This window comes from Hyphomonas johnsonii MHS-2 (assembly GCF_000685275.1).
GTDB lineage: Bacteria > Pseudomonadota > Alphaproteobacteria > Caulobacterales > Hyphomonadaceae > Hyphomonas > Hyphomonas johnsonii.
Genome location: NZ_ARYK01000007.1, coordinates 64,217 through 82,049 on the forward strand (window position 1 = coordinate 64,217; position 17,833 = coordinate 82,049).

At 65.1% G+C, this 17,833-nt stretch carries 22 protein-coding genes and 2 tRNA genes; 13 read left to right on the plus strand and 11 right to left on the minus strand.

All coding sequences use genetic code 11. The features are described from left to right. Positions 1 to 92: 92 nt before the first annotated feature. Together HJO_RS13815 and HJO_RS13820 are read left to right on the plus strand one after the other, a co-directional pair. On the plus strand, positions 93 to 302 hold the full coding sequence (locus tag HJO_RS13815; RefSeq protein ID WP_035617927.1) for a SlyX family protein: 210 nt from the start codon (positions 93 to 95) through the stop codon (positions 300 to 302). Between the two features lie 10 nt (positions 303 to 312). Next, entirely contained in the window at positions 313 to 840 is a 528-nt protein-coding gene (locus HJO_RS13820; protein WP_035617929.1) for a VOC family protein, read from the plus strand. Here HJO_RS13820 and HJO_RS13825 read toward each other — a convergent pair. Next, positions 833 to 1,573 carry a nucleoside/nucleotide kinase family protein gene (locus HJO_RS13825; protein ID WP_051618626.1) on the minus strand — a complete coding sequence of 247 codons (741 nt, stop codon included), beginning with the start codon at positions 1,571 to 1,573 and terminating at the stop codon, positions 833 to 835. The genes HJO_RS13820 and HJO_RS13825 overlap by 8 nt on opposite strands. A 156-nt stretch (positions 1,574 to 1,729) precedes the next feature. Here HJO_RS13825 and HJO_RS13830 point away from each other — a divergent pair, with 156 nt between their 5' ends. Continuing rightward, the gene (locus HJO_RS13830) at positions 1,730 to 2,650 is read left to right on the plus strand and encodes an oxygenase MpaB family protein (protein ID WP_035617932.1); all 921 of its coding nucleotides are present in this window, start codon (positions 1,730 to 1,732) and stop codon (positions 2,648 to 2,650) included. A gap of 79 nt (positions 2,651 to 2,729) precedes the next feature. Beyond that, the gene (locus HJO_RS13835; protein WP_051618627.1) at positions 2,730 to 3,620 is read left to right on the plus strand and encodes a dienelactone hydrolase family protein; all 891 of its coding nucleotides are present in this window, start codon (positions 2,730 to 2,732) and stop codon (positions 3,618 to 3,620) included. Between the two features lie 7 nt (positions 3,621 to 3,627). Here HJO_RS13835 and HJO_RS13840 read toward each other — a convergent pair whose 3' ends face one another. From HJO_RS13840 to cpdR, 3 genes are all read right to left on the minus strand, one after another. Then, positions 3,628 to 4,278, minus strand: coding sequence for a glutathione S-transferase family protein (locus HJO_RS13840; RefSeq protein WP_035617934.1), 651 nt, complete (start codon positions 4,276 to 4,278; stop codon positions 3,628 to 3,630). A gap of 165 nt (positions 4,279 to 4,443) precedes the next feature. Beyond that, positions 4,444 to 4,518, minus strand: a tRNA-Val gene (locus tag HJO_RS13845). 54 nt (positions 4,519 to 4,572) lie between these two features. After that, entirely contained in the window at positions 4,573 to 4,932 is a 360-nt protein-coding gene (gene cpdR / locus HJO_RS13850) for a cell cycle two-component system response regulator CpdR (RefSeq protein ID WP_035617936.1), read from the minus strand. A 151-nt stretch (positions 4,933 to 5,083) separates the two neighbouring features. Between cpdR and HJO_RS13855 the strand changes: the two genes are divergently transcribed. The 4 genes from HJO_RS13855 to HJO_RS13870 all read left to right on the plus strand — a co-directional run bounded on the left by HJO_RS13855 (position 5,084) and on the right by HJO_RS13870 (position 8,243). Then, positions 5,084 to 5,986 (plus strand): N-formylglutamate amidohydrolase, encoded by a 903-nt coding sequence (locus HJO_RS13855; RefSeq protein ID WP_035617938.1) that lies wholly within the window; start codon positions 5,084 to 5,086, stop codon positions 5,984 to 5,986. A gap of 266 nt (positions 5,987 to 6,252) precedes the next feature. Next, on the plus strand, positions 6,253 to 6,648 hold the full coding sequence (locus HJO_RS13860; RefSeq protein WP_035617940.1) for a helix-turn-helix domain-containing protein: 396 nt from the start codon (positions 6,253 to 6,255) through the stop codon (positions 6,646 to 6,648). A gap of 32 nt (positions 6,649 to 6,680) precedes the next feature. Further along, positions 6,681 to 7,556, plus strand: coding sequence for an inositol monophosphatase family protein (locus tag HJO_RS13865; RefSeq protein ID WP_035617942.1), 876 nt, complete (start codon positions 6,681 to 6,683; stop codon positions 7,554 to 7,556). A 9-nt stretch (positions 7,557 to 7,565) separates the two neighbouring features. Next, positions 7,566 to 8,243, plus strand: a complete 678-nt coding sequence (locus HJO_RS13870; protein ID WP_035617944.1) for an HAD family hydrolase — start codon at positions 7,566 to 7,568, stop codon at positions 8,241 to 8,243. 129 nt (positions 8,244 to 8,372) lie between these two features. Here the strand turns inward: HJO_RS13870 and HJO_RS13875 are convergent, their stop codons facing one another. Then, entirely contained in the window at positions 8,373 to 9,368 is a 996-nt protein-coding gene (locus tag HJO_RS13875; RefSeq protein ID WP_035617946.1) for a TraB/GumN family protein, read from the minus strand. Between the two features lie 131 nt (positions 9,369 to 9,499). On the opposite strand from HJO_RS13875, the gene HJO_RS13880 reads away from it, so the two are divergent. Together HJO_RS13880 and HJO_RS17890 are read left to right on the plus strand one after the other, a co-directional pair. After that, positions 9,500 to 9,576 (plus strand) — tRNA-Arg (locus tag HJO_RS13880). 228 nt (positions 9,577 to 9,804) lie between these two features. Continuing rightward, complete coding sequence (locus tag HJO_RS17890; RefSeq protein WP_051618628.1) at positions 9,805 to 10,341, plus strand: thioesterase family protein; 537 nt, start codon at positions 9,805 to 9,807, stop codon at positions 10,339 to 10,341. Here the strand turns inward: HJO_RS17890 and cdd are convergent. Then, complete coding sequence (gene cdd / locus HJO_RS13890; RefSeq protein ID WP_241764754.1) at positions 10,338 to 10,742, minus strand: cytidine deaminase; 405 nt, start codon at positions 10,740 to 10,742, stop codon at positions 10,338 to 10,340. The genes HJO_RS17890 and cdd overlap by 4 nt on opposite strands. Positions 10,743 to 10,863: 121 nt before the next feature. Here cdd and HJO_RS13895 point away from each other — a divergent pair, with 121 nt between their 5' ends. The 3 genes from HJO_RS13895 (at position 10,864) to HJO_RS13905 (ending at position 13,505) form a co-directional block, all read left to right on the plus strand. Further along, positions 10,864 to 11,787, plus strand: a complete 924-nt coding sequence (locus HJO_RS13895) for a nucleoside hydrolase (protein WP_035618089.1) — start codon at positions 10,864 to 10,866, stop codon at positions 11,785 to 11,787. Next, positions 11,784 to 12,635 (plus strand): ribokinase, encoded by an 852-nt coding sequence (locus HJO_RS13900; protein ID WP_035617947.1) that lies wholly within the window; start codon positions 11,784 to 11,786, stop codon positions 12,633 to 12,635. The genes HJO_RS13895 and HJO_RS13900 overlap by 4 nt, the downstream gene beginning before the upstream one ends. Before the next feature lie 75 nt (positions 12,636 to 12,710). After that, positions 12,711 to 13,505 (plus strand): S1/P1 nuclease, encoded by a 795-nt coding sequence (locus HJO_RS13905; RefSeq protein WP_035617950.1) that lies wholly within the window; start codon positions 12,711 to 12,713, stop codon positions 13,503 to 13,505. Positions 13,506 to 13,509: 4 nt separating this feature from the next. Here HJO_RS13905 and rpoN read toward each other — a convergent pair whose 3' ends face one another. The 5 genes from rpoN to HJO_RS13930 form a co-directional block, all read right to left on the minus strand. Beyond that, positions 13,510 to 15,003 carry an RNA polymerase factor sigma-54 gene (gene rpoN, locus HJO_RS13910; protein WP_084142034.1) on the minus strand — a complete coding sequence of 498 codons (1,494 nt, stop codon included), beginning with the start codon at positions 15,001 to 15,003 and terminating at the stop codon, positions 13,510 to 13,512. 23 nt (positions 15,004 to 15,026) lie between these two features. Then, positions 15,027 to 15,761 (minus strand): LPS export ABC transporter ATP-binding protein, encoded by a 735-nt coding sequence (gene lptB, locus HJO_RS13915; protein WP_051618630.1) that lies wholly within the window; start codon positions 15,759 to 15,761, stop codon positions 15,027 to 15,029. Between the two features lie 97 nt (positions 15,762 to 15,858). Then, positions 15,859 to 16,377 carry an LptA/OstA family protein gene (locus HJO_RS13920; RefSeq protein WP_035618094.1) on the minus strand — a complete coding sequence of 173 codons (519 nt, stop codon included), beginning with the start codon at positions 16,375 to 16,377 and terminating at the stop codon, positions 15,859 to 15,861. Continuing rightward, positions 16,364 to 17,038, minus strand: a complete 675-nt coding sequence (locus tag HJO_RS13925; protein WP_051618631.1) for a hypothetical protein — start codon at positions 17,036 to 17,038, stop codon at positions 16,364 to 16,366. Before HJO_RS13925 ends, HJO_RS13920 begins: the two co-directional genes overlap by 14 nt. Positions 17,039 to 17,127: 89 nt before the next feature. Further along, on the minus strand, positions 17,128 to 17,742 hold the full coding sequence (locus HJO_RS13930; protein ID WP_035617954.1) for a ribonuclease D: 615 nt from the start codon (positions 17,740 to 17,742) through the stop codon (positions 17,128 to 17,130). Positions 17,743 to 17,833: the final 91 nt, after the last annotated feature.

A 17,833-nucleotide genomic window follows, 5' to 3' on the forward strand; every position in this document is an offset into this window, starting at 1 on the left:
ACCGTCTAGAGCCGGTGACGGGCCTGCGTCCAGCGTCTTTGGCCGCATCAATGTGTTTGCCCGCCCGGCCCTCGGCGCGCTAAGAAGCGGCAATGACCGATACAGACCGCCTCGATACGCTCGAAACCCGCATCGTCCACCAGGACGTCGTGATCGAAGACCTGAACAAGACCGTCATCGCGCAGTGGAAAGAGATCGACCGGCTGACCCGCCAGGTCGCCCGGCTGACCGAGCAGTATGCGAACGCGGTGCAGGCGATGAGTTCGGAACCGGGCGAGGACACGCCGCCGCCACACTGGTGATGAGGAAACCATGAGCCGCATATTCGGGAATGTCTGCCAGAACGGCTATGTCGTGCGCGACATCGAGAGCGCAATGGCGCACTGGATCGAGATAATGGGCGTCGGCCCGTGGTTCTATATCGAGGACGTGAAGACCGACTGGTTCACCTATCGCGGTGTCGCCTCCGACGTGAAGATGAGCATCGCGCTGGCCAATTCCGGCGACCTGCAGATCGAACTGATCCAGCAGCGCAATGATGCGCCCTCGATGTACAAGGACTTCCTCGACGCCGGGAAGGAAGGCCTGCAGCACATGTCCTACTGGACGCACGATTACCAGGGCCTCTACGACAAGGCCATCGGCCTTGGCTACACCGTCGGCCACGAGGGCCAGATCGGCGGCGAGAAGGGCCGGTTCGCCTATTTCGATACCGAGGCGCACCCGGGCACGATTGTCGAGATTTCCGATATCAGCGGCACCAAGGGCAAGACCTTCGCCCATATCCGGAAACAGGCCGAAGGCTGGGACGGGACCAACCCGATCCGGACGTTCAGCTGATCCGGTCTTCGGTGACCGCGACCGTGTGGCCGCGGTCCTTGCTGACCACGATGTCGGCATGGGCCTTCAGCGGATGGATATGGTCGCGCAGGTTCGGCAGGTTGACGCCGTCCCAGACCGACTTGGCGAATGCCCTGAGTTCCGGCTCGCTCATGTGCAGCCATTGCGCGTAGAAGGATTTGGGGTCCGTGCGGGCAGCCTCCCAGAACCCGACAAAGCGTTCGACATACCAGTATTCGAGATCCGCTTCCGACGCGTCGAGATAGATCAGGACGTCGGGATCGCCTGCAGTCCGGTCAGGCCGGGCGGGCGGCTGGAAGCCGAGCCCTTCCAGGATCAGGATGTCCGGCAGGTGGATGGTGCGCGTCAGGGCCGGGTCGATGTCATAGATGACATGGCTGTGGGCCGGAAAATCCGCCTCGCCCTGGCGCAGGCTGGCCAGCGCCGCCGTGAAGCCGGCCCGGTCATAGGTTTCTGGAAAGCCCTTGCGCATCAGCAGGCCCTGCGGCTGCAGCACGGCGTTCGGGAACAGGAAGCCGTCGGTCGATACGCTGTCGACCGTCAGGCCGGGCACCAGCGCCGCCGAAACCTGGCCGGCCAGCGTCGTCTTGCCGGCCGCCACCGAGCCGGTCAGGCCGACGATCCGGGCATCGCGGTCGCGGCGAAGGCTGGCCAGGCAGGCCGCGAGGGCGGCAACGCCTGCGCTTGCCTCAGCGAGTGGTTCTTCCGCCATGTTGAGCCGTCTCCCGCAATGCTGTGCAAGCCTAGCGGTTCGGCGCGGCAGCACAAACCGGTTTTCGCCCGCCGCGCGTGCGGGCGCGTTCGGCCTTGGTCGCAGCGGACCGGCCTGTTAGTCTGCAATCGTGCAGGCCCCGGAAAGCCCCGAACCATGCTCGGCATGACATCCTATCTCGGCTGGAAGATCGATTTTCGCCATCCCGACCGCGAACCCGCTTTCGCGGCGCCGGACTCCGTCTCGTGGCGCGTGTTCAAGAACCCGATCGCGCTCGGCGTTGGCGGCATTGCAGCGGTGCTGCTGGAATTTGCCGATGCACGCATCCGGTCCGGCGTGTGGGACCATTCAGTCTTCAAGACAGACCCGATCGGCCGGTCACGGCGCACCGGCGTCGCGGCCATGGTCGGGGTCTATGGCCCGCAATCGGCGGCGCGCCGGGTGATCCAGGGCATCACCAACATGCATGCGCATGTGCAGGGCGTAACGCCGTCGGGCGAACCCTACACGGCGCTGGACGTCGACCTGCTCGACTGGGTCAGCGCCACGGCCGGGTATGGCTTCCTGACGGCCTATGACCGGTTCGTCAGCCCGGTATCGGACGCCGACAAGCAGCGCTTCTACCGGGAAGGCGAAGCTGTGGCGCGCCTCTACGGCGTCAAGCATCCGCTGACCTGCGAGGCAGACTTCCATGCCATGCTGGCAACCCTGCTGCCGCGCTTCGAGCCGCACCCGATCAATACCGAATTCCTCGACATCATGAAGTCCGGGCGGGCCGCGCGCGGCGTGCCGAAAGGCCTGCAGAGCGCTGTCGTCCATGCGGCGGTGGCGATCCTGCCGCCGGACGTGCGCGCGCGCCTCGAACTCGGCCCGGCCTATGATCTCGGCCCGTGGGGGGAACGCGTGGTGCGGTTCATGGGCGCTGCGGCCGAGCGAATTCCCGTGCCCAACAGCCCGCCGGCCGATGCCTGCCTGCGGCTCGGCCTGCCCGCAAGCTTCCTCTGGAAGAGCCCGGACAAGCAGGCGCGCATCCTGCAGGACATGCAGCCTGCCAGCGCCCCATCGCCCGCGACATGACCCGACACCCGGTGCGCGCCTTTCCCCCGGCGCGAACTGCCCTACCCTTTCCCGCAAACCGGCAAAGAAGGAACACATCATGAGCCACCGCCCCGATTCCCTGCCCGTGCCACAGGGCGCACTCGACCTCTACGACGCCTATGCGCATGGCGCGATGTCGCGCCGCGCCTTCTTCGAAGGCCTCGGCAAGTATGCCGTCGGGGGCCTGACGGTGAGCATGCTGGCGGCCTGCATGATGCCGGACTATGATTCCAAGCTGCAGACATCGCCTGACGACCCGCGCCTGAAAATCGAGACTTTCGCCTTTGCCTCTCCGACCGGTGCCGGCGACATGTCAGGCGACCTTGTTCGCCTCAAGGACGGCCCTGCCACGCGGCCGGGCGTGGTGGTCGTGCACGAGAACCGGGGCCTGAACCCGCACATCAAGGATGTTGCGCGCCGCGCGGCGCTGGCCGGCTATGTCGTGCTGGCACCGGACGCGCTGTTCCCGCTCGGCGGCTATCCTGGCAATGACGATGACGGGCGCGCCCTGCAATCGCAGCGCGACAGCGGCGCGATGGTGCAGGATTTCATGGCCGCCGCCGACACGCTGCGCGCCCATCCGGAATGCAATGGCAAGGTGGCCTGTGTCGGTTTCTGCTTCGGCGGCGCGGTGACCAACCTGATGGCGGTGAACCAGCCCTGGCTGTCGGCAGCCGTGCCTTTCTATGGCGGATGGCCCGACACCAAGGAGGCGGCGATCGTGAAAGTGCCGCTGATGATCCACCTCGCGGGGCTCGACGAGCGAGTCAATGCCGGATGGCCGCCCTACGAAGCGGCGCTGAAGGCGGCGGGCGCCGACTACCAGGCCTTCATCTATGAAGGCGTGAACCACGGCTTCAACAATGACACGACCCCGCGCTATGACGCCGACGCGGCCAAGCTCGCCTGGTCGCGCACGCTGGATTTCTTCAAGGCAAAGTTCGCCTAGGGCGCGTTCAGTCGCGGTTCTCGGGGATATTCATCGGGACACCGGCGCGATAGGGGCGCGCCTCATCAAGCGCGCGGGCATAGCTTGGCCGGGCGAGCAGCCGGTCGCGATAGGCCCAGACATTCCGGAAATGATCCGGAATTCCGTAGGTCCAGTCGATATAGAGCAGGTGCGGTGCGGCGGCGCAGTCGGCAAGGCTGAAAGCGTCACCGGCCGCCCACTCCCGGCCATCCATGTGCGCGTCCAGCACGGCGAGGGCCGTGTCGGCCTTGGCCCGCCACTTTTCACCGCCATCGTCGACCTCCTGACCAATACGCGGGGCCAGCAGGCGAAATTGCGGGTAGGCGATGTAATTGTCGAAAAACCGCTCCCACATCCGCACGTCGACCGCCACGAGCGGGTCCGCCGGGATCATCCGCGCCGTCTCCGGGAAGCGGGCGTCGAGGTATTCGACAATCGCCGTCGCCTCGAACACGGTCCGGCCGTCATCCACCAGGAGCGGCATCTTGCCGACCGGCCACAGCGCCTTGAATTCGCTCATCACCGGCTCGCTGCCGTCGATCAGCTTGCCTTCGAAGGCGAGGCCCTTCTCGTAAAGCGCCGTCACGGCCTTCTGGCAGTAGGAGGAGAAGGGATGGTAATAGAGGGTGAGGGTCATGGGGGGGCGTTCCTGATGCTGGACAGGACATGATTTAGCATCGGGATGCGATCGCGTCGCGGGGGCAGTTGGCGATTTTGGGAAGCCCTTGCTGACGCTGCGGGCATCCATGTCCTGAAACCGGTCCTCGACCGATTTCTGGCGCTTTGCGCCATCGGTCATGGATGGTGGGCGGTACAAGGTTCGAACTTGTGACCCCTACGATGTCAACGTAGTGCTCTACCACTGAGCTAACCGCCCGATCCATCGGGAAGCGGCGGTAATGGCCAATCCGGCCCGCCGCGTCAAGATGGTTTAGGCGGCCATCACCTTGTCGACCTCGTCGACGATCTCGCGCAGGTGGAAGGGCTTGGACAGAACCTTGGCCCCGGCCGGCGTCGGCGCGCCGGATGACAGGGCAACGGCGGCAAAACCCGTGATGAAAACGATCTTCATGGCCGGGTCGAGTTCGGCGCCCCGGCGGGCCAGTTCGATACCGTCGAGCCCCGGCATGACAATATCGGTCAGCAACAGGTCGAATACTTCACGTTCCAGGGCGTGCAGGGCAGTCTCGCCGTCTGCATAGTCCTGGATCTCGTGGCCTGCGCGACGCAACGCGGCCGCCAGGAACGTGCGCATCGAATCATCGTCTTCTGCCAGCAGGATCTTGGTCACGCTCGCCCCCTTGTGTGCGATTTAGCGAATATGGCCATAAAGCCCCCATCGGGTAAATCAGCGGTGAATAGATGCGAGAAAGGGCATGTCTTTTTTTGCCCGGTACGGGAAAAGGCTTGACCTTCCGGCGAACTGACAAACCATTGGCGCAATGACCGGTGCCACTCCAATCACTCAGCGCGACCGCCCCGAACCTGTCGGCGCAACGGTATTTGACGTGCCCTACACGCTGGTTCGGCCAGCCAAGGCGGCTGCGCCCGTGCTGTTTGCCTCGCCCCATTCGGGAAATGTCTACCCGGACGCGATGAAAGCGGCGCTGTGCGTGCCGCTGATCGATGTGCGGCGCACCGAGGACGCCTTTGTCGATGAATTGTTCAGCGATGCCCCGCAATTGGGGGCCGTGCTGATGGCGGCCCGCTATGGCCGCTGCGTGGCAGACCTCAACCGCGACCCGCGGGAACTGGATGCCGGCATGTTCAGCGACGGCGCCCCGCGCCCCTGCGGCCTGCCGACGGCCCGCGTCGATGCCGGGCTCGGCTGCCTGCCCCGTGTCGCGGCCCGCGGCGAGGCGATCTATGCCCGCCGCCTGACCCGGGCCGAGGGCGAGGCCCGCCTGGCTCGCGTGCATGACGCCTATCATGACCAGCTGGGGCAGGAACTTGGCGTGATGCGCGACCTGCACCGCCATGCCCTGCTGATCGACTGCCATTCCATGCCCTCGGTCCAGCCGGGACGGCGCCACCTGGCCGATATCGTGCTCGGCGACCGCTTCGGGTCGAGCTGCGACCCGCGCCTGACCGGGCGGGTGGAGCGGGCCTTCCGCGCGCAGGGCCTGAGCGTCGCCCGCAATGCGCCCTATGCCGGCGGTTACACGACCCGGCGCTATGGCCGGCCGAAGCGCGGCGTGCATGCGCTGCAGATCGAGATCAATCGCGGTCTCTACATGGATGAGCACGCCATTGCGCCATCCGACCGGTTCGACTCCATCCGCGCCATCGTGGCCGATGTGACGGCCGAAATCCTCGCCGTGGCCCGGCTTCTCTCCCCCGCCTGACCCTTCGGGCAAAAAAAAGGGCCGCACCCGGAGGTGCGGCCAAAGTCAAAGGGAGGAAACGCCAAAGGCGTCTGCACCGAAGTGCAAGGACAGGAATATGTTGCGGTGCACAATTTGGCAAGCGCATGAATGTCGCACCTCTGCAATTAACCTCGATTGCCTGCTTTTTGGGCAAAAAATGCCGTCCGGCACGTCGATTGCGTAGGACTTGTTCGAAATTCCTGAATTGGGACTGTTAGCGGTCTCTGTAGCGTTTGGAGCAAGTAATGGCTGATGAAACCGATCTGCACGTGGGCAAGCGCCTCCGCCGCCGCCGCCGGCTGCTGGGCATGACCCAGCAAGACCTGGCAAGCCAGGTGGGTGTGCGGTTCCAGCAAATCCAGAAATACGAGTGTGGCGCCAACCGCATCACGTCTTCGCGCCTGTACGAACTGTCGCGCGCCCTGAACGTGTCGGTGCAATACTTCTTTGACGGCATTCCAGCCGCTGATGCCCCGGATGCCGCCAATGATGCCGAGCACATGGGCACCGACATCCTCTCGCAGAAAGAGACGCTGGAACTGGTGCGGGCCTATTACCGCCTTGGTGAACGGCCGCGCAAACGCCTGCTGGAGCTGGCCAAGGCCCTTGAAGGCGACCAGTCGAGCCACGGCGCCGCTTGACGCCCGGCACCCGGCATGGCTAGCCCTGCCGGATGCCTGACGGTTTTACCCTTGAAGATGAGCTGACCCTCGCCGGGCGGCTCGCAGATGCGGCCTGGATAGCCATCCGGCCGCATTTTCGTGCGCTGAAAGGCGTGGACAACAAGGCAGGCGGCCCGCCCGCCGCGCAGCCTGCCGCCCGTCCGCAACCGACAGCGACCCCCTCTATCCCCGCAAAAGCCCCCTTCGACCCCGTCACCGAGGCTGATCGGGCCGCCGAACGGGCAATTCGCGCGATTCTCGAGGCTGAGCGCCCGCACCACGGCGTGACCGGCGAGGAGTATCCCGAGACGCCCTCCAGCAGCGGCTATCGCTGGCTGATCGACCCGGTCGACGGCACGCGGGCCTTCATTGCCGGCCTGCCGGTCTGGACGACGCTGATTTCCCTGGTCGGCCCGGACGACGTGCCGCTGATTGGCGTGATCGACCAGCCGGTGCTCGGCGAACGCTATCTCGGCTGGCCGGGCGGCGCCGCGCTGGTGAAGGACGGAACGCAGACGCCGATCCGCGTGTCGGCGTGCAGCGACCTGCGCGAGGCCACCATTGCGACCACCGACGCATTCATGTTCAACCCGGCCGAACAGGGCGCCTGGACCCACCTGCGCGCCACCGCCCGGATCACGCGTTACGGCCTTGATGCCTATGCCTATGCCCGCCTCGCGGGCGGGACGATCGACCTCGTCGCGGAATCCGGCCTGAAAGCCTGGGACGTTGCCGCCCTGATCCCGGTCGTGCGCGGCGCCGGTGGCATTGCCACCGACTGGCGGGGCAACGAACCGAAGCTCGGCGGCCAGATCGTCTGCGCGTCCAGCGACGGCGTGATGGAACAGGCGCTGCTGGCATTGCGCCGGTCGGCAACGCTGGCCTGAGCCGTGCCGATGCGGAATTTCGATGCCCTGATATTCGATTGTGACGGCGTGCTGGTCGATTCCGAGGTGATCCATGTCGCCGTCGAGATCGAATTCCTCGCCGAGCTGGGCCTGGCCTACGACCGCGAGACCTACCTGACGCGGTTTGTCGGGCTCGGCGGGCCGGATTTCCGCGCCGCGCTGGCAGGCGACTATGCCCGTCTCGGCAAGGGGCCTTTCCCGGAGGATTTCGGTGAGCGCCTGAATGCCCGCGCCTGGCCCCGGATCGAGGCAGAACTCGCGGCGCTGGCCGGGGCGACCGCGCTGGCAGGCCGCTTTGCCGGGCCGGTGGCCGTGGCGTCATCGTCGGCGACGCCGCGCCTGCACCGGAAACTCGACCTTACCGGCCTGACGGACACCTTTGCACCGCACATCTATTCGGCCGACCAGGTTGCCCGTGGCAAGCCGGAACCGGACCTGTTCCTGTTTGCCGCCCGTAACATCTCCGCCCGGCCGGACGCCTGCCTGGTGATCGAGGACAGCGTCAACGGCGTGCGCGCGGCGCGGGCCGCAGGCATGACGGCGTTCGGCTATACCGGCGGGGGCCATGCCGATTCCGGGCTTGCCGCACGCCTTGTCGAGGCCGGCGCGGCCGCTGCCTTCGCGAGCCATGACGCCATCGCCGCGCACCTGTTCGGCGACGCCTGACCCGACAAGAAACCCGCCCCTACAGAACCGTTGCCCTGGCACAGCCGCATGGCACGAAGCGGCCCTCCCCCGTCGCCAGCGTGCCACGCAACGCAGGCCTGTCCTCGCGGCGGAAAGCCGCCTGTGCGCCTATGGCCCGGTCACTTCAAGCCCCTGCTGCCTGAGCATGGCGATCACGCTGTCGTCCCCGGCGAGATGGCCGGCGCCGACAGCGATGAGCCGGGTGCCGGGCGTATCGAGCATGGCCGCGATCTTCGGCGCCCAGATCTCGTTGCGCGATTTCAGCAGGGCATCATAGATCTCGTCCGAACCGATCATCGCCGGATTGGCGAGCAGCAGGCCGAGGCCGGTGACATCGCCGTCGATCCATTCATCGACCATCGCGTCGAGCATGACAGCGCTCTCGTCGATCGATTCCACCGACGTCATCAGGAAGTCGACCTGGACGGAATCCGGCAGGCCCGCCAGCCGGCCGAGCTGGTCGTCGACCGTTTCGAGATAGGCGAGGGCCTTGCCGTCGCGAACGGCCTCGGCAACCAGGACCTGTTCGACGCCGGCATTGGGGTCAAACCCGTCCTTGGTCATCTGCATGACCGACAGGTTCACGGCCGCAAACCAGGGCCGCATGGGCTGGACCGAGCCGAGCGGCAGGCCGACATAGTCGAGCGCGTCCTGCAGTTCGACCATTTCGGTGGGGTCCAGCAGGTTGGTGAGCTGGCCACCATCGCTGAACAGGCCTTCCTCGCGGACGAATCTCATCATCGCCGGCCCGGCCGCAGGGCTCGTCGTGTCGGCCTCCAGGACCAGCGTGTCGGCCGCTGCCAGCGCCGCGTCGATCTCGTCACTGCGCCAGGCGACCTCCGGACGCAACAGGTGGACCGTGCCCATGATGTAGAGGGTGGTATCGGCATCGCGCAGCACCCAGACCGCCGGTTCGCCAGCCCCGCGCGAGGCCTTTGCCTCGGCCAGCGCAGCGGCGACTGCGGCATCGGCCTCTGCCTTTGCAGCTGCGGCGGCGGCCTCGGGCGAGACCGGGGCGGCCGGTTCGGCCTCCCTGGAACAGGCCGGCAGGCCGATCAGGACAAGCGCTGAAAGGGCCACAAGGGCCGGACGCAGGAAAGACATGACAGGGAGTCCTCTTATTGGCTCTGCCTGCCTAGCCGAATTTCAGGCCCCTGCAAACGATGCCCCGGCACGGACCGGCCATTGCCCCGTTGCACCCCTGCCCGGCTTGGCCTAAAGACGGCTCCACTTAGGCACCCATAGCTCAGCTGGATAGAGCGCTGCCCTCCGAAGGCAGAGGTCACAGGTTCAAATCCTGTTGGGTGCACCATTCCTTCCGAGACGTGGCGATCGGCTCATCAAGGACCGCAATGTTTACCATCGGTTGATGCGATTCCACTCTTCGGGGAATTTTGCGCTGGGGCCTGCTGCGGCGGCGCCGGCATGCGCGCCGGACGCACTGCGTTCACATGTTTTGTTAGTTTGTCGCTGGCACCCTTGCGGGCGGCCCCGTCCTTGCAACAGGCCCGGGCAAAAGCAACGGGATGGGCAACCAGCCATGAACCTCTTTTTCAGGTTCCTCAGGATCTTCCTCCCGGCCTATTTTTCAGGCCGGCGCACGGAGCCGTTTGACGTGCATGTCATCCGCTCGGCCGTCTGGCTGGGCGACCAGGACCCGATGGGTCACATGACCAATTCGCGCTATTCCTCGTTCACCGATCTTGCCATGCTGAACTATATCGCGCGCACCGGGTTCCTGCATGTTTTCCGCAAGCGCGGCTGGATGCCGGTCATCCAGGCCGAGGCGCTGACCTTCTACCGGATGATGCAGTTCCCCCAGAAGTTCGAGGTGCGCACAGAACCGGTCGGCTGGGAGGGCAGCTATATCCTGTTCCGGCACACGTTCGTCTCGGGCGGCAAGGTGGTTGCCGAAAGCCGCATGGTGGCGCGCCTTGTCGGCCGGAAGAAGGAGCGCGTGACGATCGACATGGTGTTCGACGGCTATGGCCTGCACCTCGACGCGCCGGAGATCCCCGCCAATTACCGCTCCATGCTGGACGATCTCAAGGCCCGCCCGGCGGACGTCGCCTCCTAAAGGCGAAAGCTGTTCGGCAGCAGGTCGTCGACGGTCACCTGGCTGATCGCGTCACCTTCGGCAGCCGCACAATAGATCCGCGTGGCGGGCACCGCGAGCTCGGCGATGCGCTGGCGGCAGCCGCCGCACGGCGTGATCAGCGTGTCGCCGCCAGCCACGATCAGGATCGCGCGGCATTCGCGCCCGCCGGATGCCACCATCGCACCGAGCGCCACCGCTTCGGCACAGGTGCCGAGCGGATAGGCGGCATTCTCCATGTTGCAGCCGGCCGATATGGTGCCATTTTCATCCAGAACGGCGGCGCCTACCCGGAATTTCGAATAGGGCGCATGGGCGTTGAGGCGCGCAGCGCGGGCCGCTTCCAGCAGGCGGGTCAGGACGGGCAGGGGCGCATCTGTCACGGAGGGTCCACACGGTTTCTGGAGTTGCCTGACCGGTAACACGCCCGTCATGTGCGGCGCAATCTTGCCTTGGCGCGATACGGGTGAAAGGATCAGTAAAAACAAGGGAACGGACCAGATCATGACGGCGCGGCCGCTGATAATCGATTGCGACCCCGGCGTGGACGACGCCGTGATGCTGATGATGGCGCTGGCGAGCCCTGCGCTCGACGTGCGCGCGATCACCACCGTGGCCGGCAACGTGCCGCTGCACCTGACCAGCCGCAATGCGCGCATGATGTGCCAGATCATTGACCGGACGGACGTGCCGGTGTTTGCCGGCTGTCCGCGGCCGATCCTGCGGGCGCCGGTGACGGCAGAGGATTTTCACGGCGAGAGCGGCATTGCCGGCCTCGACCCGTTCGAGCCGGATACGCCGCTCGCCCGTCCGCATGCCGTGACGCAACTGATCGACATGCTGCAGGCAGCAGCCCCCGGTGAATACACGGTCGTGGTGACCGGCCCGCTGACCAATATCGCCGCTGCGCTGGTCATGGCGCCGGACATTGCCCGCGGGATCGCCCAATTGGTCATCATGGGCGGGGCCGATACGGCCGGCGGCAACATCACGCCGCATGCCGAGTTCAACCTGTTCGCCGACCCGCATGCCGGCGCGGTCGTGTTCGACAGCGGCGTGCCCGCTGCCGTCCTCAATCTCGACGTGACGCATACGGTGCGCGCCGAGCCGGAGCGCGTCGCGGCGATCCGCGCGCTGCCAGGAGAGCGCCCGGCGATCATGGCGAAACTGCTGGACGCGGCCAACACGCTTGAAGCGCGCTGGAAAGGCGGGCAGATGACACCGATGCACGACCCGTCGACCATCGCCTACATGCTGGCGCCAGACCTGTTCGCCGGGTACGCGGCGCGTGTCAGCGTCGTGACCGAGCCCGGCGACCGGTTCGGCAAGACACAGGTCTCAGCGCAGGCGGACGGCCCGCACACTTGGGTGACATCTGCCGACGCGGACGCCTTTTTCGCCCTCGTTGAATCGCTGGTGGCGTCATGATCACCGTCACCGGGTCCATCAACCTCGATATCGTCGCCACCGGCGCGGCCCTGCCCCGGCCGGGTGAGACGGTGACCGGTGCACGGCTGGCCCGCCATCCCGGCGGCAAGGGGGCAAACCAGGCCCTCGCGGCCCGTCGCCTCGGCGCAGACGTCAAGCTGGTCGGCGCGGTCGGGGCCGACGACATGGCCGAAGAGGCCCTGCGCCTGTTGCAGGCCGGCGGGGTCGACCTGTCGGGTGTCCAGCATATCAACGGCGAGACGACCGGTGTCGCCCTGATCGCGGTCTCGGCCGATGGCGAGAACCAGATCGTTGTCTGTCCTGGCGCCAATGCTGCGCTGCGGCCTGCCGATGTCGAGAACCAGGCGATCACCGACATGATGGGCGTACTTGAGATCAGCACGGACACGCTGCTGGCAGCGGCCGTCAAGGCGACCGGTTTCGTCAGCCTGAATCTCGCGCCAGCCATGCCGGTGCCGGATGCCCTGCTAGACCGGGCAAGCCTGATCAGCGTCAATGAGACCGAGGCGGCGTTCTATGGCGATGCCGTGCACCGGACCGGCGCGCTGGTCGCAGTCTCGATCGGGGCCGAAGGGGCCGTGCTCTACCGCAACGGCGCCGAGATTGCCCGGGCGACGCCGCCGCAGGTGCAGGTGGTCGATACGGTCGGCGCCGGTGACACGTTCACGGCGGCACTCACGGTGGCGCTGATCGAGGGCATGCCCGAGGCTGATGCGCTGCGCTTTGCCGTCACGGCCGGTGCCCTCGCCTGTACCCGGCCCGGCGCCCAGCCCAGCCTGCCGCACCGCGCCGACGTTGACCGGTTGCTCGCCTCTGCGCCATCTTAATCGGCGCAGCAGCATTGACCGGCAGGCGCAAATGGCTTTCAGGTCACCCTGCCCTGCCAGCCCGGAGACTGCTTCATGAACCGCCTCATCGCGCCGCTTGTCATCGCCCTGTCCCTCGTCCTGCCGGCCCATGCATGGGGCAAGACAGGCCACCGGGTGACCGCCGAAATTGCCCAGCACTATCTCAGCGGGTCAGCCGACCAGGCGATCCACGGCATCCTCGGCCCGGAAGGGATTGCCGAGGCCGCCGACTGGGCCGATTTCATGCGCTCCAGCCCTGATCCGTTCTGGCGCTCGGAAGCCAATCCCTGGCACTATGTCACGATCCCGCAAGGCATGACCTATGATGAGATAACCGCGCCCACGGAAGGCAACGCGATCACGGCGCTGGAAAAGTTCCGGGCCATCGCGATCGACCCGGCGGCGCCGCTGGAAGACCGCCAGCTGGCGCTGCGCTTCATCGTCCACCTCGTCGGCGACCTGCACCAGCCGCTGCATGCCGGCAATGGCACCGACCGGGGCGGCAACCAGTTCATCTGCACCTTCTTCGAGGAAATGAGCAACCTGCACGAAGTCTGGGACGAGAAACTGATCCAGTACGAGGAACTGTCCTATACCGAATGGACCGCCTGGCTGGTGCAGAAGATCACGTCCGACCAGCTGGCCGAATGGGCGAAGGCCCGGCCCGCCGAGTGGGCAGATGAGAGCGCCGCCATCCGCGACACGATCTATCCGGACACACAGATCCTGTCATGGGACTATGTCTACCAGGCCCGGCCCATCCTGAAACAGCGCCTGTCACAGGGCGGCGTGCGCCTGGCAGCCTATCTCAACGCAATGTTCGAACCCGAAATCCCGGTCGTCGAATAGGCCCTCAGGCGCTGGCGCGGTTGATGCGGCGGCGCTGGACGCTGGAGGGGATGTTCAGGCTCTCGCGGTATTTCGCCACCGTGCGGCGGGCAATGTCGATACCATAGCTGGTCAGGATCTCGACAATCTGGTCATCCGACAGGACGCCGTCTTCCTGCTCGCCGTCGATCAGCATCTTGATCCGGTGACGGACCGCTTCAGCCGAGTGGGCTTCGCCGCCCCCGGTTGCCGGAATCGAGGCCGAGAAGAAGTATTTCAGTTCGAAAAAGCCGCGCGGGGTGGCCATGTACTTGTTCGACGTGACGCGGCTGACGGTTGATTCATGCATCTCGATCACGTCGGCAACCTGCTTCAGGTTCAGCGGCCGCAGGTGAGCGACGCCATGCGCGAAGAAGGCATCCTGCTGGCGCACGATCTCGCTCGCCACTTTCAGGATCGTCCGGGCGCGCTGGTCGAGCGACTTGATCAACCAGGTCGCGTTGGCGGCACATTCGGAGATGAACTCCTTCTCCTGGTCGCGCATCGGGATGGCGGTGACTTCGGCATAGTATGCCTTGTCCATCAGCACCCGCGGCAGCGTTTCAGCGTTCAGTTCGACCGCGAACATGCCGTTCGGCAATTCCCGGACGAAGACGTCGGGGGCCACGGCGACGCTCGTATCGCTGGAAAATCCGCCGCCCGGCTTCGGGCTGAGCTGGCGCAGCTCTGCCAGCATGTCCAGCAGGTCGGCCTTGTCGACACCGCACACATCGGCAAGCGCCTTCAGGTCGTGCTTCGCCACCAGGTCGAGATTGGCGAGCATGGCCTCCATCGCCGGATCGAACCGGCCGCGGTCCTTCAGTTGCAGGGTCAGGCATTCGGGGATCGAGCGCGCCATCACGCCGGTCGGTTCGAAGCCCTGGCAGACGGCGAGGACCGCTTCCACGTTCGCTTCGTCGGCGCCGAGCGCTTCGGCAATGTCGGCCAGGGATGCGCGCAGGTAGCCGGCTTCGTCGGTCTCATCGATCAGGCGGGCACCGATCAGCCGGTCAGCCGCTGAAAAGCCCGCAATGTTGAGCTGGTTGTGCAGGTGTTCCTGCAGGCTGATATCGGTCGACATGTTGGCGGTGACGTCATAGTCGTCGCCGCTGAAGCTGCCGCCGGTTGCGTTCGACCAGTCGGTCGTGGCTGACGGGCCGGACCCTTCGGCGGGCATGGCGGCGTCCGATCCGGTGCCGGGTTCGAAGACGTCCTCGCCCGGCGCGTCGAGCTGGTCGCGCGCCGTACCGAGACCCGACGTGTCATCCAGCGACAATTGCTCGCGGCGGGTGGGCGCCTCGGCCTGGTCGGCGGATTCAGCGTTTTCCTCGGCCTTGTTGAGCAGCGGGTTGCGCTCGATCTCGGCTTCGACAAATTCTGCCAATTCCTGGTTGGACAACTGCAACAGCTTGATCGCCTGCTGGAGCTGGGGCGTCATCACCAGGGACTGGCCCTGGCGCATGTCGAGTGATTGTTTCATTCCTAAGCCCGCACCCTGTTAGATTAAGCGGCGAACTGTTCACCCAGATAGACCCGGCGTACTTCCTCGTTCTTCAGCACGTCTTCAGGTGTGCCGTTGAACAGGACTTCGCCATCATACATCACATAGGCCCGGTCGACGATCTGCAGCGTTTCGCGCACCTGGTGGTCCGTAATCAGGACGCCCAGGCCACGCTGCTTCAGATAGCGGACAAGTTCGGAAATGTCGGAGATGGCGAGTGGGTCAATGCCGGTGAACGGTTCGTCCAGAAGCATGAAGCTCGGACGGGAGGCGAGTGCACGTGCAATCTCGACCCGGCGACGTTCACCCCCCGAAAGGGACGTGGCCGCCTGGCCGCGCAGATGTTCCACATGCAGTTCGCTGAGCAGGCTGTCGACCTGTGCCATGCGGGCTGACCGGTCCTTTTCGACCAGTTCCGCCACGGCCATCACATTTTCTTCCACGCTCATGCCACGGAAAATCGAGGCTTCCTGGGGAAGATAGCCCACGCCGAGGCGTGCGCGCTGGTACATGGGCAGGCGGGTCACATCTTCGCCGTCGATCGAGATCGAACCGGAATCTGCACCAATCAGGCCCATGATCATGTAAAAGCAGGTCGTCTTGCCGGCCCCGTTGGGTCCAAGCAGGCCGACAACTTCCCCGCGCTGCAGGGACAAGGAGACGTCGCGCACCACCTGTCGTTTGCCAAAGGATTTGGCAATATTCTCAACGACAAGGCCTTCGGCCACTTCACTCATCTCACGAATTTGTCCCAGTTTGCGGGCAATGTCACCGCCCCGCCAAAGGCATAGCCTGACATACTTAAGATCGGCTTCACGGCTTTGCTTGAATTTTTCAGTTCGAGGCCGTTTCCCGGTCCGGTTCGATCACCATGCGGGTCCGGCCGTTGCCTCCATCGAGCGTTGTCCGGCGGTTGCCGATCTCCATTCGCAGGGTTTCACCTTCGGCCACATCCCGTTCGCGCAACAGGGCGACATGGCCTGTCATCGTGATCGTGTCGATCTTGGCATCATACACGCCGCGGTCACCCTTGGCCTTCAGTTCCGGCGTCACATAGAAGACATTGCCCTCGGCCAGCATGGTCTGGATCTGGCCGAACCCGGCACCGATGCCGGTGGACCCGGCGCCGGACTTGCCGGCAAAGATGATTGTCACCGTATCGGCCCTCAGGCGGGCGGTGCCCTGCTGGATGTCGACATTGCCGATCAGCAGCACCTTGCGCTCTTTCTCGAGGCTCTCGGTGCGCTCGGAATCAATATAGATGGGGCCGCCTTCGGACGATATCTGTGCCAGCGCAGGCGCGCCCAAGACGGACACCGCCAGCGCGGCGCCGAAATATTTAAGGATTGCCATCTGCATCACCTTCAACGGTTTCCGGTGCATCAGGCTGCACCGGGTAAATCACTGTTTTGACATTACCCTCAAACACCACGCGGTTGCCACCCTCTAGAATCTCGTAGGAATCCGATTTTATGTCGCCGAGCGGTCCCTTGCCCTGAAGCGGCGAAAGGCCTTCGACCCAGTCCTTGCCGACATGCACGCGGGCACCGGCCGTGCTGAAGGAATATCCCGACATGTCGCTGATATGCACGTCATCATAGAGTTCGAGAATGCCGGCATCCCGGTCGTACATGCCCCGCGGGGCGCGCACTTCGCTGCCTGCCGCGTCCCGCAGCACCGGATTGACCAGGTCGACCGCATTATCCAACAGCGGCTTGCGCCGGGCCGATGCGGCCGTGATCGTGAAGCTCTGGCCGGTCGAATCGCGGCCGGCAAACCGCGGATTCAGCATGGTGATGACGGCATCACCTGAAATCTCCACCGGGACAGCGTCCCGGGTAATGGCGCTCTTGATCAGGTAGCCGACAAAAAAGCCGATCGAAATGGCTGCGCCGGCCATGAACAGGACCCGCAATATCCGCACGATCTCCGAGCGCTTGCGCGCCTGCGCCAGCGTCATCTGCCGACGCGGAACCCAGAGCGATGCCGGGTCGTGATGCTTGACTGCGTCCATGATGGTGATGGCGGCCTGTGACAGGTGTTACAGCCTGTGTTTACCCGCGATAGACCCGAAACAAAAGCGCCCAGCACATGACACTTGTGTCAGCTATGAGCGAAAATGTCCTGTTCGGCCCATCCGGCAAGGTCCAGCGCCGCACGGGTCGGAAGGAAGGCGAAACACGCCTCGGCAAGCTGCAGCCGGCCTTCGCGGACCAGGATCGCTTCCAGCCCGGCCTTGATCGTGTGCAGGTAGAAGACGTCGGAGGCCGCATATTGCAGCTGGGCATCTGTCAGGTCCGCCGCGCCCCAGTCGGAGCTTTGCTGGGCTTTCGAGAGATCGATCCCGGCAATTTCGCGCGCGACATCCTTCAGGCCATGCCGATCGGTATAGGTGCGGGCGAGTTTCGAGGCGATCTTGGTGCACCAGATGGGCGCACAGTCCACGCCGAGCCAGCGCTTGATCATCGCCACGTCAAACCGGGCAAAATGGAACAGCTTGATCACTTTCGGATCGGACAGCAGAGCCTTCAGGTTCGGGCAGTTGAAATCGCGCCCGAGCTGGACAATGTGCGCCGTGCCGTCGCCGGCCGACAGCTGGACCAGCGTGAGATGGTCACGCATCGGGTTCAGGCCCATGGCTTCGGTGTCGATGGCCACGATGGCCCCGAAATCGATGTTCGCGGGCAGGTCGCCCTTGTGGAGTGTGATACCGTTCATCCGCAGCGCTTTAGCATGACAGGCGTTAAGGGCAAATGATCGCTGTCGGTGGCACGTTCCGGCAGATTTCCGGTTTGACCGCCTTCCCCGT